Source organism: Vibrio sp. 947, from assembly GCF_033339115.1.
GTDB lineage: Bacteria > Pseudomonadota > Gammaproteobacteria > Enterobacterales > Vibrionaceae > Vibrio > Vibrio alginolyticus.
Window position 1 is genome coordinate 71,244 of record NZ_JAWOTX010000017.1, and the last position, 16,825, is coordinate 88,068.

Below are 16,825 nucleotides of genomic sequence, written 5' to 3' on the forward strand. Positions count from 1 at the left end.
ACTTAATCCATCTTACTTTTTAGAAATTCAATCTCTGCAACCGCTTGTTTCACAATAGCTACAGAAAACCCTCCCCCATCAAAATGATTTTCATATGCTGATTTTACATCTTCGATAATCAAAATTGCGTCTTCGATAGAGATACCCTCTTTACTAATTTCATCGCTGATTCGATTGACATCAAAAAAGTGAGAATACAAAAAGGTTGTTCCTGTACCGATCAGGGTAACTTGATTGTCATTAACCTCGACAAGTCTCTTTCGTGAGTTAGGGTATGTTTGTGTCAAAGCAAGCATGGCGCGTATCCCTTATTAGAAAGTCCTTTGGACTTTCAAGCTTCAATTGTGTATTTGTTTTCGATGAACATCTTTTCTCTGAAGCTCAGTGAAATCGGATTGGCAGAGTTCTTGCCAGTGCGACTAAAATCCGTCTCAAACATCTGAATTGCAGGAGCTGACAGTTTAGCGTGAATATCAGGGAATCGACGTTTAAATTCTTCGTCGTGCTCGAAGCTAACATAAACATTAAAAAGTTGGCGACCAATGGTTTTTGCCATGATTCGGTTGCCTTTATCCGTATACTCATTCGTCCCTACGCTAACATCAATGCCTGACACTTGGTAGTACACAGAACCTTGGATTTCTAGTCGGTACAGGAAGCCTTTATCAGCCAATTCAGATAGAATTTTTACTTTATCAACGCTAGAGTAATATCGGTTCCATAGAAGATAACGGATCAATGTTTTAGTGTCTGCGTCATTGGCAAGCATTGATTTGTTGTACTTGGTCATCGCTTTAGTGAAAATGATGTAATAGTCGCTAAATTTTGACAACAGCTCATCAACTGATAGCTTTGATGACTCCTGCATCGCGCTAGTAATACCACCAGCACCCTGCATGATTAATGCGTCCAATCGGTTTCTAAGAGTTCGTACAAAACCATAATCTTCTTCTGAATTGATCACAATGCTTTTCGGAAGGTTGTCAATCTCAGAACAGATAACAATGTTTGCTTCTAGGTTTAAAGTCTTTACATCATCAGGGCTTTTTCCATCAAGCGTATTGCTACATGGCAAAGCCAGAAGAATGTTCTTAAATTTTGTGTTTAATAAACTCATAGTGGCGGTATCCTTTTTCTTTTCTCTTATTATACATATATAAATTAAACGGTCAAGTCTGAACTTATGGTCTGACTGACGGCTAATCATTGATAAATATCTTGAAAACTCAGTCAATTTATATACAATAATAAACATAATATAAAAGGTTTAATTTATGAATAAATTATTAATTATTGCTGGCAGAACAGCTTCAGGAAAAGACGCACTGGCAACCAGGCTTATTCAAGAATTCGGTTTCCAAAAATGTATTACCACTACAACTAGAGAGCCTAGACCTTATGAAAAAGACGGTGTTCACTATCATTTTTTAAGTAAGCACGAGTTTTTGTACAAAGTTGAATCTGGTGAGTTTCTAGAGCATGAAGTAAATAAGGGTAACTATTACGGATCTACATTAAGCGCTGTGATTGAATCACTAAAACAGGCGAATACCTGTTTAATTCTAGATCCTCGTGGTGCGGTAAATGCAAAAGCAAAACTCAAAGAGAACGGAATTTCCTCGGTAGTGCTTTATGTGAATGAAAGCATTGATACCTGTAAGTCACGATTACTTGGAAGAACTGAGTCAGAATCGGCAATTCAGGAAGGTATGAGATCTCTTGAAAGCGACGAGAAAGATTGGGATACGGCTTTTTCATATGACATTGTTACTAAACCTCTAGATACAATTGATAACAATGCAAAACTGGCTTTGAGCGTAATTTAAATAGGTGAATAAATGAATAATCAAGTAAAGTGTTTCAAGAATGACAAATGGGAGATTGTTGATGCTACCACTTTGGTAGCTGATGATATGATATTCCTAAGAGATAGAACCTATATCGTCACTGATAAACCATACGAATTCGAAGGTAAAACTCACATTCCAGCTAAAATTTATGAGCCAGGGGTTATCACAATTGCTCTTGGTGAGAAAGGGTTTGATTACCTTCACATGGCTATGGACTACACAATGAGTAGTCTCACAGACTTTAAAGATGGCACATTCATGATCTGTGACCTCTTTGATAATGCGTTTGTGTATTCGCCAAGATTACCAAAAGATGAGCTAAACGAATTTTGCAAAAAGCATATCGATAAGTATGAAGCATTCTTTAGAAAGAATGGTTACGATAAATACCCAGACTCGAAAATCAAGCAAGTTGAAATTGAGAAATTCTGGTAAGTTTAGTACAAAGAGAAGCCTAGAAAACAAACTGTGTTCTAGGCTTTAATTTTAGAACTTAAATTGATAAAGGTAGTTTTCAGCACCAAGCTCTAGGAATTGTGCTCTTTCAGATGGGTCATCTAGAAGCACTGCGCCAACTCGCTTCATGTCTTTATCCCATTTTATGTTTGACTTTTTATCCTTAAGTCTTTTCTCGCGAACTTTTTTGATTAATTCTCGCTGATTTTCAAAGAGAATGAAATGATATAGACCTTCACACCCTTCCTGAACGATCTCAACCTCAAATCCGTATTCCGCAGTGTTGTGATTCATCGTAGGATCGCCAACTGAAAGTCGAGTAGCCGCAAGAATGTTAACGATCCTGTTATCTGGAAGAACACACAAATCAAGAATCTCTAGGTCACGGTTTGTATCTATTTTCATGCCTAAAGCATCGATTGGCATTTCATACGTGTATTCCGTTTTAAATTCAATCATGACTTGTAACCCGCAATATCTCTTGCTGTTTTGTGAAGGTGATGCCCTACAGGGCTAGAAGTCCAGACATAGCAGGAGGTAAAGATTTCGATTTTGCTACGTAATGATCTAAAAGCATCTTGTGGAGAGAAGTCTGATTTCTCATCGTACTTAATCATCTCCAAAATCTTTTCAAGCATAATATGTTCTGAAATGGATTTAAGAAACTCTTTAGCAGCTTCTCGTTCGGGATTTCCGTGACGCTCATATTGAATGCGGTGAGCTGGCATTGAGATCTTAAAAAGCACTTTGAATAAATGACGAGTCTCGTAAAAATCGTCTTGATAGCCAAAGATTGTTAAAAGTTCTTCACAGCGATCTTTAAATTCCTCAATCGTTGGTTTCTCTTTGAATTTAGGGTCTGCAATATCATGCTCAGATCCTAAAGAATTGATTAGCTTCAAGCAGGCGCTATCAGACATGTCTTTTTTGTAATCTAGCGCGACAGATAGCGTGATTCGAGGATCATCTAGAGGTGTTACTACGATACCAACAAATGCCTTGTACAGAGCATCCTGAACGGTCATATCAACACTTTGTTCAGATGTGAATGGGTCTCTTAAAGATTTGTAACCTAACTTCGAAGCGAATTCATCACGGAACTGATTTAGGGTTGGTTTGCCTTTCATAAAATAGGTGTGAATGGCTTGGGTTAGCTTTTTAGCTTGTTCATGTGTTTCGATGAAGATCATTTAAAATTCCTTACTTTAGCATCTGGCGTTTCAAATTGCGGATAGTTTGCTCGCTTAACCTTTCAAATTGACGCTGATGCTCAATAAAGAAAGTTAATTGTGATTTCATGTCTTTTGCCTTTGCGAGCGGCTGGTAGACAAACCATTTGATTTAGCTCCGACTTTAGCTTGTTTTAAGTATATATATCTGTACGTGCCTGTCAATAATTTTATTCTTTTATCAGGGTTTTTTAACCATTAAAACATGATATAGTTATTAAAAATAAAAAGAGAATGTATAATGCAAAAATTTATTAAAGCAGGTTTAGGTAATCCAAATAACGGTATTACTATTTCAATGCCAGAAGAATCAAACCCTGAGTCATTTCGTTTTCACATGAGTAAATTTCAGGGGGAAAGTGAGAAAGGGATGTGCGGATATATTGAGATGCTTGGTATTCGCGATGCCATTACAGAAACCATTTCTTATATGTACGAGAATCACAAGGATTTTGTAATCAAAGCTTTCACTGAATACAATCTCGGAATGATCGAAGGTATCAAAACACCAAGAAATCTATTCTCTAATGATGATCCTGAAGATTACGATGCCTTTATGACTATTGAAGCGAAAAACACTTCAATTAAAGGAGAATTTGACTCAGTGAAGGTTTCTCACGGAGGCAGGGTTCAATTTAAAGACGGTAAAGTAATTTATCCAGAGAGAGCTATTGAAAACTTAAACATCAAGATTAGTAAATGGCAGGGTGATTCAGAATATGGAACTCAAGGGTTCATTAGATTGAATGCGCTAAAAAATGCAATTGAGAGAACTTGTTCTACATTAAATCTTACTTTTAAAGATATGCATAAAAAAGCTGAAATCGAAGCTGGTATCAATGTTCCAAAAGACAAAGATTCATCATTATCTCTTTAATTAGATTAAAGCCCATAAAATGGGCTTTTTTATTGGTTTAAAGTTTAAAGTGATGGATAACTATTATAAATTTCAGAGTGCTTACGAGAGTTGTTACTTTCTGAAATCTCTTTGATATAGCTTTCTAAGGCAATAACCTCTGGGCTAGATATACTTACCCTTTCTGATCTCGATATTAATTGGTTTGTATTTGAAAAAACTTTAGATATGTTTTCTGCTTTCTCATATAGCTCGTAACCGCTTAATTTTGAAGCATCATTTATCGCATTTATGTAATTTTTATATATTCCAACATCACTTGGAAAATAGTTCGCAGCATAAGAATCTGTAGATAATTCTCTTCTGGTCTGCATTTCATGGATATCGCTGACAACCATTGTTGAAGTTAAGTTATCAATTTCATTTTTTTCTTCATGTGAAATGGAGCTATTCATACTTGTGCTCAATTTGACACTTACGTTAGTCAATTGATTAATATCCATGTTCTTAATCTCGCCGTATAAGGAAGGGTTCCTTTCAATTGCTGACTGAAGCATGTTGAAACCTTGGGTTGTATAATGAGATAAATCTAAATATGCAATAGCCGCTCGCTCTCTTTCTGCTTTTTGGTCATTAATTAATTGATTAAATTGAGTATATGATAAGTTTTCAATTTTAGTATAGAGTAGCGTTCCAAGATTGTCTGCTGCAACTTCATTAACCAATTCTTTTGTATAGTCACCATATCCACTAGGGATATGTCTTTTAGTTAGGAAGTGACCAAACTCATGAAGAGCTACCATTTTATCTGCTTCTTTATCGCTTTTGATAAACGCAGTGTCTACATTTAATTCTTCTAGTCGAGGGATTGATTTGCCTGTTTCTACATTGATAAAGTGAGCTTCAGATCTTGCGCTTTTTATAGCGTAAGGTTCATCATCAGAAACACCTTCCTTATATGCAGATCGAGATTCCATTTTTTCAAGGATGTGTTTTGGAATTGAATTTTCTAAAGCGATTCTCTGTGATTGTGTGTAATTTTCACCTTCATCATAATTTGAAATGAATACTATTTCACCGAATTGATCTCTAAAGACTCCACTTTTACCATCAGCAATATCTCGAAGGGATTGCTCATTAATATCAGTGATCTGGGAAGGGTAATCTTGAGAGAATTCTTTAAGGTTTGAAGTGTATTCACTCTCAAAAAAATTACATCCTGATAAAGTCATTGCGGAAACCATTACCAAAGTGCTTTTTGTTATGTTGCCAGTTGTTATGTATTGGTTGGTTTTTGCAAAATCATCAGCAAAGCCTCTCTTAAATTCTTCATATTTTTCTTTTAGGCTCATACATTTATTCTCTTTATTATTCAAAGCTCGGGTAAGGGTTTTTATCAGTTTCAATTTTGATTTTGAACTTCTCTAATTGCTCGATATATCCTTCAATAATTTCAATTTTAGATATAGCAAAGTCTGTACAAAATGGTTTTCCATTCTCTAGTTTATAGACTAGCTCTGATATGAAAACTTTCATGGCAGTTAACTGCTCAATCAAATCCATCATTGATATCTCTATTGAATCTTCAAAATCTGACTTAGATAACAAATCAATTTTTAATAGTAACTTGTATAAGTTCTCAACTTTTACTTTTTTCATATTTACAAATTAGTTGTGCATTATTTTTTAATATTACCTTAGTATTTATATCAATGCTAACTCAATTGAGGGATCGTAAATAAAAAAGCCCTTAATCCATATTAAGGGCTTTCTATATTTCTTTATACGTCTACTTATTTACCTTTTCCTTTGAAAGATAAACCTCTGAAAATCGCACATTTCCTGAAAATGTTGTAGTCAATCTCAACATTTCTCTGTGATTTGTATCGAGCAGCTAGTTTAAGTAACTCTTTAACATCGCGCCCTACCATATTTTCAATATTATCGATTAGGTGGTTGATCAGTTCATTGCTCATTTCAATCTTGTAGTGCTTGCTAAGAACAGTCCAAATCCTAAACAGTTCATCGTCACTGGGCAATTCGTATTTGAGGATTGCTGAGCATCGACTCGCAATAGCCTCATCCACATCATTTTCTCGGTTTGTTGTCATGAACAAAATGCCATTGTACCTTTCAATCTTTCTAAGGAATGCGGCTACAATTGCAGAATGACTCATATCATTATCGCGGCGACGAATATAAACATCAGCTTCATCTAGTAGAAGAATCGCTTTCCATTTCTCAGCGTTATCTAAGATTTTTTCAAGCCTGTTTTCGATTTCCTCTGGCTTGATGCCAAGTTGCCCCGCATGAACCGAATATAGGGGTTTTTGGACGCATTCAGCATACACCTCAGCAGTCAGAGTCTTACCTAAACCAGCAGCCCCTTTTGATAAAATTGCTGTCCCGCCAGACTTATTGCCAACAATATCATCAAGAACAATGTCCGCATCGTTGATTAAGATGTCGATAAGGTCCTTATGATCCTCTGGAAGTACAAGTTTATCGCTTAAATCGCTAGTGTATTCATACGGTACAATCTCGTCAGCTAACATCCAGACACACTCATGATGTGCCAGGCTGAACATCTTAATGAAGGGATGATACGGAATTCGATGAACCATTACTTTGAAATCGTCACTTTCGGTAATGTTATCATCATCAAAGTAACCAAGATCCATTCTTGAGCCATTATTAAGCGCTGTACGTGTCGTCTGGTTAAACTCATTAGGACGATTTGGCTCTTCATCAACAACCAATTTATCGTTCATAATTTTACGGTATGTTCGCGAGTCCATAGACTCACTATTACCATTTCCGATAAACTGAGCGCCAATTTGTTTAGAATATTGCTCATACAAAGCAATTTGATTGTTGTATCTAGATTGGAGTTCCTTTGTTTCTTTAAAAAGCCCTTTTTTAGCCAAGATTATGCTTAAGGTATACCCATGAATATCTTTTAAATAAAAAATGAAGAACTCTTTTCTGCTTCCATGACGTGAACTGAACCTTGGAGAGTTGTAATCATAATATACTTTCACCGAAGCCTGCTCACCAGTTGTAGGATTCGATGGTGAGTGAAGAATATTTGAAACAAGAAAAGGGATAAAGATATTGTTCTCAGTTAGCCTATAAAGCCATCCATCCAAGTGATCTTTAAGTAAGTACTCTTCTAACGACTTACGAAAAGTTTTCAGAGACTTAATGGTGGTGGTGTCATTTTGATCGATCAGCATCTTGAGTTTTTCGCACTCTCTCAAGCCAACGATATCATTCAGCTCTTTTGAGATTTCAATTAGGGCATTAATCAATTCATTTGAAATTGTCCCATTAAACTCAAAGTCAATCTTGTCGTTTTCACGACCAAATCTAACCTGATCAAAAATCTTGGATTCATCTTCGAACCCCTTAGAATGAAGCATTTTCTTGTAATGCTCAGCATTCTTTTTCAAGATAACAATATTCATAATTACCCCTATAATTTTTTCCTAATTATACATTACTCAAATGAAAAGTAAAGCTTATTGCAAGTCAATCAAATTATTGTATAATTAGGATAAAATAGAGAGGTCTAATGAAAAATTTAATCATTGCGATGTTGAAGTTTGTATTCAGAAAATCATGCGCATCTATCGAAAAATCAGCTTATAACATCGGTTACAGAAAAGCTAAGCAAGACTCAATCGATGAACATGAAAAGTTTCGAAACGTTGTGTTTGAAGTGAACCACCCCATTGGAGAATTCATCATTGCTGTTCCCAATGAGCACCAGGACATCATTATCGGTCAAATTGTGGCGCATGATACGATTGGTAAATCGAACAGTCCAGTTGCTTGGGTTAGAGACTATGTTCGCGGTGAGGATGTCATGCTTTGGCAGAAGGCATATCCATACAATGAATCTCTTGCCGAAGTTGTTTCAGATCTCCATCCTTTCAACAGGCACGTACTTTTCTATGGTACTGAAAAGAAATTTGCCACTGTTGATGAAAATACCATTATTGGATGGGGGGAAATGAAAGACCGATTAGCACACAATGGATTTTTTAAGGCTTACGAAGAGAACAAAGAACCAATTGAAGATTGAGCCGATAAGTCGGCTCTTTTAAGTGACAGGTATTTACAATTAATTTATCATATAAAAAACATGAATTTGAAGTAATTGAAATGCTAGAAATTATAAATAAATTGGATGCAAACATACCTTTTGAGTTCACATTATTTTCAGTGGGTTTCCTTATAGCTATTGGTGCAACGCTCATATTCACCAAGAAGATCAATAAGTGGTCTCTTGGGTTTTCTATATTATTTGGTGCTCTTTATCATGAAATCAACAGCCTGATCTATAGTCTGTATAGTGCTTATAATGGAAACAACCAAGTATCAACTGTTGCATTCCTTGTTGTGATACCATCAATTTTAGGTGTTCTTCTATTTTTCAAAAAACAAAGAAGCATGGATAGGATTTTTACTTTTGGGATTATGACGGCAGTGAATCTCTTATGGTTTGTTATTCATGTATCCATGATAAGCATAAATCTTATTGATTCTATTGAGAGGGATATGTCAGTTCATGAAAAGGCAATCGCTATATTCTTGAGGTACGATCAAAAGGAAATGTATTATGATTATTGTCATGAACAACGCCTTATATGCAATTGGTCATCAGACAAAAAAGGTAATCTAGAGTTTTACAAAGCATATAAGTCTGTTTCTGATAATCAGAATTCAGAAATTCATAGGGTAAAGCAATACCCAAACAGATTCCCAATCGAGTCAGACGATGTAGTAAGTAAGCACTATCGAGACTTAGGCAATAATCAAAAAGAACACACTTTCATGCTTGTTTACAATAAAAAAACCGATGTATCTGCTGCCACTTTCAACTTCTTAGCCGTACAAGATATTCACGGTAAAACCAAGCTTTATTTTTATACATGGTTTTCTCTAGCATTAGTAGTTTGGGTGTATGGTGGTTTCTCACTTTTGATTTTTCATAAGTATAGATTTAGAAGCAGGATTAAAAAATAAGCGTTGAAAAACAAATTTAAACTTTCTTTTGTATGAATAAAGGATGAGCTGAAACTCATCCTTTAACAATTCTAATAATGCCTTATATAGCTTTCACGTAATCGGCTGGAAGTTCTCTTTGACTTTAATTCTTGAAGGGAATTTGTAGTGGAATTATCGGTATACCCAGTTCATTTTTTTACAAACATCTTTTCTAATCTCAGGAATTGCTAAAAGAACAAACCGAATACCGACAAAAACACCAAATGTCTGCACTATTAAATTAGCAGCCATATCGTTAGTGATTTGGGATTTAACTAACGCTCCAATTACAATGAAGAGAACGATCATAATTGAAGTCAAAAGTTTGCTTTGTGCTCCATACATGGTAGCAAAGCACACATAGTGAAAAACCTTACTGTTGCTAATTTTGTTGCTCATTAGTATAGCCTGTCTAGAATATCAGCGTAATCATACGCTTTAAAATAGCCCCTCTCCAATAAATGGGAGAATGGCTGCTAAGAAATCTTCCTTGTTGCTGTAGTGATTTTGAGAATAGGCTCTCAACATAAACTCTTCTTGCACGGGATTTTCCTGACTTAAGCAATGCCTTGCATTGCAGTTTTCAATTTCGTTTATTCTATCTGGTTTTAAACGATTGGTCAAAATATTTATTGACTCTATATGTAATTGACATATACTAAAAACATAAAGAGAAAGATACTTCTTCAAGGAACTAGCTATGACAACCATTAGTAAGATTGAAACACCAAGAGATCTACCTGATTCTGGCGTTGCAGAGGGTGGCATTCAATACGCAAACTATGTTTATACCAAAGATGGTCGTATTGGTATTGCGCGAGAAAAATTAGAAAAAGAAGGTGGTGTCGTATACGGTGTTGATTTTTACTGTTCAAATGAAATCGTAGAGGTTTCTGAATCAAAAATTTCTCACATTCCTACTCATCCAATCTTTGATGCATACATTCAAAGCTTGCTTATTATGGACATGGTTGATAAGAACGGCAACTTCAATCAAGATGAGCGTGTTAGCCATGTTATCGAAAACTACGAAACTGATTATGTGGTTGGAGAAAGTGAGGATGTTATCTGTTATTGCCCGTTTTCAGGTACTCACTTTGAATTGAACTCAAAAACAGGCTATTACCAATGTGTTACGGGTATTGAATCCGTTCATACTAAGTCACTACATGAGGGTGCGAAGCTGGCATTTGAATGGGCTTGGTCTGAAAATGGGCTGTTAGACCCTAACAGTGAGTTTTTGAAAAATTTAGCCTCAAAATATAAGTTGAAAGGTCTAAATCAGAATGTGCTAGACAAGGTGGTTGAAAACCTAACGAGCTACTTTGAAGTGACTGTTTCTGAAACATCTGGCGCTGAATTTCATCAAGCTGGTGAGTTTACTTGTAAGGCGGTGCAATCTGTATACATTGAGTCTGCGGGAGGTAAGAGCGTAAAGCATGTTTTAACTGTAGATGTAGATCCAAAAACACTTTTGATTTCAATTGATTTTAAAGGTGAGATTTTCAGAGTTGAGCCTGTCGATAGCTATTACAGAAGTGATGCCTTCTCATCTCAACTTCAAATTATCGCTTTGTTCGAGATGCTGAAGGACTTAGCAACTCCGCCGTAAACCCTCGCCCGATCAGTTATATATAGTAACTTTCGGGGTGTATAATGTGTATTAAGGCAGCATTTTGCTGCCTTTTTCACACCAGTAAGATGTGCAGATATAGAGTGTTTCGTATGTATTGTGTATGCGTGTGATGCAACACCTTCCTGCTAAGCCGCTGCGTAGCAGCCTACGGTCTATCAGCGACATCTCTAGCTCAATATACACACCGAACATACACAGTGTGTATAAACACCAGTGAGCCATAGATCATTAGCATTAAAAGGCTGGCACTCACTCACTCGCTAATAAACACACTTTTTACTCTATACCCCTATCGGGCGGGGATATAAGGCGGTTATCTCGACAGAGATAAATATTGACATTTCGAATCATTTATTAGATATTCCTCAATGAATTCATAGTGTTTTATTGAAATGTTACGAGCCACGAAGATACGCATTTACCCAACACGAGAACAGGCTGAGTTTCTTGAAGCTCAGTTTGGCGCGGTTCGGTTTGCGTATAATAAAGCTCTGCACATAAAAAATCACTTTTACAAAAAGAAAAGTATTTCATTAAGCCTTAAAAAAGAGATAAAACCATTGTTATCTCTGGGTAAGAAATCCAGAAAGTATTCATGGTTAAGTAAGTTCGATTCCATTTCTTTGCAACAATCGATCATCAATCTCGATAAGGCTTTCTCGAACTTTTTCAGCCCGAAACTAAAAGCTAAGTTTCCTAAGTTTAAGCGTAAACACGGTTATCAGAGCAGTTACCATTGTGCTGGTCTAAAAATCCTTGAAAACGCAATAAAAATCCCGAAATGCAAACCTATCAAAGCCAAGATCCACCGAGAGATAAGTGGAACGCTAAAAAGCATAACTATCTCTAAATCTAGCACTGGTAAATTTTACGCTTCAATTCTGGTCGATTGCGGCAATGAAGCACCTGCCAAACCAAAACACATCACCAAACTATCAGGTTTCGATTTAGGACTGACGGATTACCTTATTAGTGATAAAGGTGAAAAGATTGCCAATCCTCGGTTTTTAATTAATGCATATAAAAACCTAAGACGGAAACAAAAAGCCCTGAGTCGATGTAAAAAAGGCTCTAGAAATAGAGCGAAAGCAAGACTATTACTTGCCAAAGCGCATGAGCGTGTGGCTAACGCTCGGAATGATTTTCAGCACCAGCTTTCAAAACGAATTATTGACGAAAACCAAGCGATAATTGTTGAAACGCTAAAATCATCCAACATGCTCAAAAACAAACGACTTGCGAAACATATTGCTGATGCGGCTTGGGGAGCATTTGTCTCTAAGTTGGCATATAAAGCTGAAATGTACGGTAAGTGGTTGATTAAGTGTGATCAGTGGTTGCCCTCTTCAAAGACCTGCTCTTGTTGCGGCTACAAGATGGATAAAATGCCGCTTCATATCAGAGTATGGACTTGCCCGAGATGCAATGAAGTACACTGCCGAGATACCAACTCAGGCAAAAACCTGCGTATTGCAGGGGTAATTGAATTAAAAGCGGCTGGATTAACCGTTTCTGCTTGATGATGCCTGCGTCAATCCTAATCAAGAATTAGGTTGCGGCAAACGATTCAAGAAGCCTCGCCCGATAGGGCGGGGAGAATCACAGGTTAACTAATCAGCTATTAATAATTAAAGAGGTCTCTATGACAGATTTAAACCGTGAAAACTATTCGAAGGAAAGCTTGTGGCTTGCTGCTGAAATCACACTGACTGAGCGAGCCGATGTTATTCAAGCGGCAAAAAACAATGCTGGCGTTTCAGTGTCGATTGATGATGTGCATAGCTGGTGTATTGAAAAATACTTCTCTTTGTCACTATCAGGTCATTCTTTTACAGATTCAGAACTGAAGGCGTATCATGTGATTAATGACCGCCTACAGAAGCTTAAAGAGCTTGGCTACTACTCTGCTGGTAGTCGCTCACTATCACAAGAGATTGAGCAATGCTAGGGAAACAAGAATTCATACCTTGCAAGTATCCTCAATTGCTTCATTTTTATGTTCGCTCATCAAAATCTTTTCCTCAAAACAATACCGATAAAGAGGTTTATGATGAGTTCATTAAGTTCATGAAAAGTCTTGGTATTGTAGTAGAACAAGGTAGAGAGAATGCCCCCTACCTATGCTTCACTGACAATGTTACCTATCATTATGATCAGCCGAACAAGTACTGGGTGAAATGCCTGGCTGGTGTTGGTTACAGAAGCGAAGGTAAGTTTATACAGACAAGGGAAGATTTAGAAAAGTTCAAGAACCTTGTTCTCTAGAATAATTAAAGAGCCTCAGATGAGAATATCTTGAGGCTTTTTTCATAATGAACTACTAGATAGCAAGTTCAGATTTCTTGGATTCTACCCTTTTAATTCTTAGGCTTTCTGGAAACTTATGATCATCATATTTCACAAATGAATCACCAACCATAACACTCCATCTTTCAGGGTTTCCGTAAATCTGCTTAATTTTTTCATGGTCATTTTTATCTTCTAAGTCGAAGACGGACTGTTGCTCACTGCCTGTGTACAGGCTAACCCAAAAATCAACAATGTATCGATTATCAATGACACAGAAATCATGACCAGATGCGCCAGTAACTTCTTCATGAGTGCATTCTGGATTGTCCTCACAATAGAAGCCGTATACTTCAGCGCGTCCAGGGTATTGTTCTGCTACAAACAATGCGCAGTTTGTGCATTTTCCCATTTCTTCATCGTTTGGAAGGAATGCATAAATATCAGTTTTCTCTTTCTCTTCTTCGCTAAACTGGTCAGCAGGAATCATAGAGCCGTATTCGGCATAATGAATGCCTATAGCCTGCTCAGTTCTAAACTTGTTTTCAAGTTCTTCTTTAATACTGAGTACCTTTACTTGATTATCTGAAGATAGTCCATTGAAGAAGCAATTTATGTCTTTTCCATGTTCAGTGGTTAACTCCCAGTTAACGTTTTGCAGTTGGCTTGCAGGTTCGCTGAATGGCTTTGCGCAGGTATATAAATTGAAGCGCTTCAATCCCCAGCTTGCCATTGCTTCACCTTCATCTAAAAGTACGAATGTCTTACTAGGATTGCCTAACTCATGTACGTACAGTCTTCCATTACCAGAATCAAGATTACGCTTTAGTCCAGCTAGCTTTATTGTTGTGATCATAGTTTTTCTTTTTTGAGTATTTTTAATTATTTTATCATTAATAATTAACCAGAAACAAATTATTATGCGATTCGTTCTTATTGAAATAATTCTTAATTTATGTATAATAAAGACATTAGCCCAGAACAATGTTCTGCCCTAATGATGGCTGTCGAGCCTGCCTCGCTCACTTTGGCATGTACGAACTTAAAACAAACTTACTGAGTCTGATATTTCTTTCTTTAATTCGGACACAGGTAATGAGCGAGCCTTTAAAAATGTCCGACCATTAGAAGGTATATATCATGCTTAAAATGACCCTAAACAGTAGTGAAGCACTACTTGAAGAACGTAAACGTATTGAAGAAGTTTTAATGTCTGAGCTTGGCAGAGCGCCGAAGGGATGCAAGCTTGATCAGTTGGTTGCAAAAATTTGGAAGCAGCCAAACTTTGAAACTGCATTAGCTTTGTCTAAGAGAAGTGATGATTCAGATCGTGTAACTGTTGAGGTAAGCGCAGCGTTGAATTTGTTAGAGTTATCCGACTTATCCAGAGATATTGTGGATAAAATCATCAATGAGATCAAAAATTCAAAGGCACCTATCTTTGTTGATAATCACGAAGAAACCATGCATAAAATCTGCCTGATCTGTATCTATCATGTGGTTAGCTCGCGTTACTCTCATCTAAGCTTTAGTAAAGATTGTAAATATCAACAATTTTGGATTGATAATGATTGTTTGAAAGCTGCCACTCGATGGGCTGGATACGAATTCTATAATCACATTGCAACATTTGTTGATCATTGGTATCGAACATCTAGTGCTTGGTATACACACGGTGGAGCGGCTCATCCAGACTGTAAACTAGTGGCTCGTGTCACCTATGACACAATGATTTTATTGAAAAAAGCACTATCAAACCATTCTTTAGTATCAAAGATTGAGATTTTTGAGCGTAATAGCGCTAAGCAAATTTACTCACTGTTTTTCATGAATGGATTTCATGAGGTTGCAAATAAAATTTTCAGTGAGGGTCGAAATAAGCCTCTTCTGCTGAATGGTTTAGCTAAGCATGTTAACTCAGTAGCTCCTTTAATCGGAATCAAAGATCTAAAGGTAAAGCATTTAAAAGATGATAGCGTCACTTTTATCAGATTATCTGACTACGAGGGATTTGTCTTCACTGACACATTTGTTTTAACACTTAAACCAAATGGGCTAAAGATTCGCTATACATTGACAAAGAGCAAGGGAAATAAGGTTTTAAAGGTCGCTGGTGATTACATGGGAGAGTTCAGAGATGTGTCAATGTTGGATGAAGTATTCTCTGCTCATTACCACGTCTTTAATAGAATGAAAGACCTTAAAAACTCACTAGTTGCAGGAATTGATTTCGCCATTATTTGATTGCTAAACAAGAAGCCAGTTGATGGCTTCTTGTTTACTTTTACCTTCATTTACGTATATTCAAGAAAAAACCAATTAAAGATGAATTATGCAAATTATTGATACCCTATCGAAAAAACAATTGCGTCAATTAGTGACTCAGAATCGAGGATTCTCTGTGACTTATGATGATGGAAGCAAAAATGGCGCAGGCGCTTGGTATAAGCATGGCACTACTACTTTTTACGATGAAAATGGAAAAGTTGAAGCTGAGTATGCTTATGTAGAAGATCAGTGTGATTATCTGTCCTCTAAAGGTTTTGAACCTGGCAGTATGGGCTTTGATCGACAAAAAGCATGTGTCAAGCAAAACAAAAAGCTTAAGCTAAAGAATGATATTGATTTGTGTCGGTTCTTCACTCTTGATAAGGGGTTCTATAGCTTAAGAGCACTGTATGAAGACAAATTAAAATCTTTGAAAACACCTTCTGAAAGACTGGAAAGTATTCATCGAAAAGTAAGCGGTAGCACTTATGCTAATGGAAAGGTAGAGCGATGGTGTAAAAGCCAAGCTTGTGCTTGTTTAGGCTGTGCAAATGGACTTCTTTCATGGGACTATGCAGAGTATTGTGATTACATTGTGTATAGACGCGCCAAAGCGCTAGGGATTATTTAGGAGAGGGTATGGAAAACATCCAGCAGATCCACCCTGAGAATATTGCTTTATTCGAATTGATTCAATCAGGCACTAAACCTGTTGTTCGAATTAATGAAACGATCTTTGTCGATAGCTTTCTTGAGCCAGGCATGAAGGCTAGGGTTATTGGTTGTCAGCACGACCACCTAGATTCTTGGGAGTTTGTGCTCGATTTCTCAGAGTTCTATGAAGAAAACAAGCAGTACATGACAGAATACTCGGATGGCTTAAATGCGGAAGAATCTGGCAGAGTCCCTAAAAGAATGAAAGAGTCGGTTTACTGCTCAATCAGTTTTCATCCTTTGGCATTTGATGCCTTGGATGAGGCTAGATTAGATCTATACCTTAAGTATCAAAGCGAAGTTCCAGAGAAAGAGAGGGCAACTAACTCTTATATGCACTGGTTAGAATCTAAAGTTCTTGAGAAATGATTGCTAAGCCTGAATGGAAACATTCAGGTTTTTTTGTGTGTTCGAGAGAAATCGTTCCTTGTTTACAAGCAGATATTGGTCTATTTCTGAGATGCAAACCAACTCCCCT

22 protein-coding genes are annotated in these 16,825 nt (G+C 36.8%); 12 read left to right on the plus strand and 10 right to left on the minus strand.

Translation table 11 applies throughout. From position 1 onward, the window contains the following. Positions 1-2: 2 nt before the first annotated feature. Together R7Q39_RS19780 and R7Q39_RS19785 are read right to left on the minus strand one after the other, a co-directional pair. The gene (locus tag R7Q39_RS19780) at positions 3-296 is read right to left on the minus strand and encodes a hypothetical protein (RefSeq protein ID WP_045591887.1); all 294 of its coding nucleotides are present in this window, start codon (positions 294-296) and stop codon (positions 3-5) included. A 35-nt stretch (positions 297-331) separates the two neighbouring features. Then, entirely contained in the window at positions 332-1,117 is a 786-nt protein-coding gene (locus tag R7Q39_RS19785) for a hypothetical protein (RefSeq protein ID WP_045591886.1), read from the minus strand. 157 nt (positions 1,118-1,274) lie between these two features. On the opposite strand from R7Q39_RS19785, the gene R7Q39_RS19790 reads away from it, so the two are divergent. Next, the gene (locus tag R7Q39_RS19790) at positions 1,275-1,826 is read left to right on the plus strand and encodes a guanylate kinase (protein WP_118894790.1); all 552 of its coding nucleotides are present in this window, start codon (positions 1,275-1,277) and stop codon (positions 1,824-1,826) included. A 12-nt stretch (positions 1,827-1,838) separates the two neighbouring features. Next, a complete protein-coding gene (locus R7Q39_RS19795; RefSeq protein WP_118894792.1) occupies positions 1,839-2,285 on the plus strand; it encodes a hypothetical protein in 447 nt (148 codons plus the stop codon). Positions 2,286-2,336: 51 nt separating this feature from the next. Here the strand turns inward: R7Q39_RS19795 and R7Q39_RS19800 are convergent, their stop codons facing one another. Both R7Q39_RS19800 and R7Q39_RS19805 read right to left on the minus strand, forming a co-directional pair. Next, a complete protein-coding gene (locus R7Q39_RS19800) occupies positions 2,337-2,765 on the minus strand; it encodes a hypothetical protein (protein ID WP_318076678.1) in 429 nt (142 codons plus the stop codon). After that, the gene (locus tag R7Q39_RS19805; RefSeq protein ID WP_318076679.1) at positions 2,762-3,496 is read right to left on the minus strand and encodes a hypothetical protein; all 735 of its coding nucleotides are present in this window, start codon (positions 3,494-3,496) and stop codon (positions 2,762-2,764) included. The genes R7Q39_RS19800 and R7Q39_RS19805 overlap by 4 nt, the downstream gene beginning before the upstream one ends. Positions 3,497-3,776: 280 nt before the next feature. Between R7Q39_RS19805 and R7Q39_RS19810 the strand changes: the two genes are divergently transcribed. After that, positions 3,777-4,412, plus strand: a complete 636-nt coding sequence (locus R7Q39_RS19810; RefSeq protein WP_116920989.1) for a hypothetical protein — start codon at positions 3,777-3,779, stop codon at positions 4,410-4,412. Between the two features lie 44 nt (positions 4,413-4,456). On the opposite strand, the gene R7Q39_RS19815 is transcribed toward R7Q39_RS19810, so the two are convergent. The 3 genes from R7Q39_RS19815 to R7Q39_RS19825 all read right to left on the minus strand — a co-directional run bounded on the left by R7Q39_RS19815 (position 4,457) and on the right by R7Q39_RS19825 (position 7,858). Continuing rightward, on the minus strand, positions 4,457-5,743 hold the full coding sequence (locus R7Q39_RS19815; protein ID WP_318076680.1) for a hypothetical protein: 1,287 nt from the start codon (positions 5,741-5,743) through the stop codon (positions 4,457-4,459). 16 nt (positions 5,744-5,759) lie between these two features. After that, positions 5,760-6,050, minus strand: coding sequence for a hypothetical protein (locus R7Q39_RS19820; RefSeq protein ID WP_318076681.1), 291 nt, complete (start codon positions 6,048-6,050; stop codon positions 5,760-5,762). Positions 6,051-6,184: 134 nt separating this feature from the next. Next, positions 6,185-7,858 carry an ATP-binding protein gene (locus tag R7Q39_RS19825; protein ID WP_318076682.1) on the minus strand — a complete coding sequence of 558 codons (1,674 nt, stop codon included), beginning with the start codon at positions 7,856-7,858 and terminating at the stop codon, positions 6,185-6,187. 107 nt (positions 7,859-7,965) lie between these two features. Here R7Q39_RS19825 and R7Q39_RS19830 point away from each other — a divergent pair, with 107 nt between their 5' ends. Continuing rightward, positions 7,966-8,478, plus strand: a complete 513-nt coding sequence (locus R7Q39_RS19830; RefSeq protein WP_318076683.1) for a hypothetical protein — start codon at positions 7,966-7,968, stop codon at positions 8,476-8,478. An 80-nt stretch (positions 8,479-8,558) separates the two neighbouring features. Further along, positions 8,559-9,422: a TMEM14 family protein gene (locus tag R7Q39_RS19835; protein WP_318076684.1), complete on the plus strand. Its 864-nt coding sequence runs from the start codon at positions 8,559-8,561 to the stop codon at positions 9,420-9,422. A 153-nt stretch (positions 9,423-9,575) separates the two neighbouring features. On the opposite strand, the gene R7Q39_RS19840 is transcribed toward R7Q39_RS19835, so the two are convergent. Both R7Q39_RS19840 and R7Q39_RS19845 read right to left on the minus strand, forming a co-directional pair. Further along, the gene (locus R7Q39_RS19840; protein WP_318076685.1) at positions 9,576-9,842 is read right to left on the minus strand and encodes a hypothetical protein; all 267 of its coding nucleotides are present in this window, start codon (positions 9,840-9,842) and stop codon (positions 9,576-9,578) included. Between the two features lie 39 nt (positions 9,843-9,881). After that, positions 9,882-10,133 (minus strand): hypothetical protein, encoded by a 252-nt coding sequence (locus R7Q39_RS19845; protein WP_318076686.1) that lies wholly within the window; start codon positions 10,131-10,133, stop codon positions 9,882-9,884. Between the two features lie 10 nt (positions 10,134-10,143). Here R7Q39_RS19845 and R7Q39_RS19850 point away from each other — a divergent pair, with 10 nt between their 5' ends. The 4 genes from R7Q39_RS19850 (at position 10,144) to R7Q39_RS19865 (ending at position 13,344) form a co-directional block, all read left to right on the plus strand. Then, positions 10,144-11,055 carry a hypothetical protein gene (locus R7Q39_RS19850; RefSeq protein WP_318076687.1) on the plus strand — a complete coding sequence of 304 codons (912 nt, stop codon included), beginning with the start codon at positions 10,144-10,146 and terminating at the stop codon, positions 11,053-11,055. 416 nt (positions 11,056-11,471) lie between these two features. Then, positions 11,472-12,599: an RNA-guided endonuclease TnpB family protein gene (locus R7Q39_RS19855; RefSeq protein ID WP_318076688.1), complete on the plus strand. Its 1,128-nt coding sequence runs from the start codon at positions 11,472-11,474 to the stop codon at positions 12,597-12,599. A gap of 122 nt (positions 12,600-12,721) precedes the next feature. Then, positions 12,722-13,027 (plus strand): hypothetical protein, encoded by a 306-nt coding sequence (locus R7Q39_RS19860; RefSeq protein WP_318076689.1) that lies wholly within the window; start codon positions 12,722-12,724, stop codon positions 13,025-13,027. Beyond that, positions 13,021-13,344 (plus strand): hypothetical protein, encoded by a 324-nt coding sequence (locus R7Q39_RS19865; RefSeq protein WP_318076690.1) that lies wholly within the window; start codon positions 13,021-13,023, stop codon positions 13,342-13,344. Before R7Q39_RS19860 ends, R7Q39_RS19865 begins: the two co-directional genes overlap by 7 nt. Before the next feature lie 55 nt (positions 13,345-13,399). Here the strand turns inward: R7Q39_RS19865 and R7Q39_RS19870 are convergent, their stop codons facing one another. Beyond that, the gene (locus R7Q39_RS19870; protein WP_318076691.1) at positions 13,400-14,221 is read right to left on the minus strand and encodes a hypothetical protein; all 822 of its coding nucleotides are present in this window, start codon (positions 14,219-14,221) and stop codon (positions 13,400-13,402) included. 284 nt (positions 14,222-14,505) lie between these two features. Here R7Q39_RS19870 and R7Q39_RS19875 point away from each other — a divergent pair, with 284 nt between their 5' ends. The 3 genes from R7Q39_RS19875 to R7Q39_RS19885 all read left to right on the plus strand — a co-directional run bounded on the left by R7Q39_RS19875 (position 14,506) and on the right by R7Q39_RS19885 (position 16,716). After that, positions 14,506-15,609: a hypothetical protein gene (locus tag R7Q39_RS19875; protein WP_318076692.1), complete on the plus strand. Its 1,104-nt coding sequence runs from the start codon at positions 14,506-14,508 to the stop codon at positions 15,607-15,609. A gap of 88 nt (positions 15,610-15,697) precedes the next feature. Further along, positions 15,698-16,264: a hypothetical protein gene (locus R7Q39_RS19880; protein WP_318076693.1), complete on the plus strand. Its 567-nt coding sequence runs from the start codon at positions 15,698-15,700 to the stop codon at positions 16,262-16,264. An 8-nt stretch (positions 16,265-16,272) separates the two neighbouring features. After that, positions 16,273-16,716, plus strand: a complete 444-nt coding sequence (locus R7Q39_RS19885) for a hypothetical protein (protein WP_053312626.1) — start codon at positions 16,273-16,275, stop codon at positions 16,714-16,716. Positions 16,717-16,825: the final 109 nt, after the last annotated feature.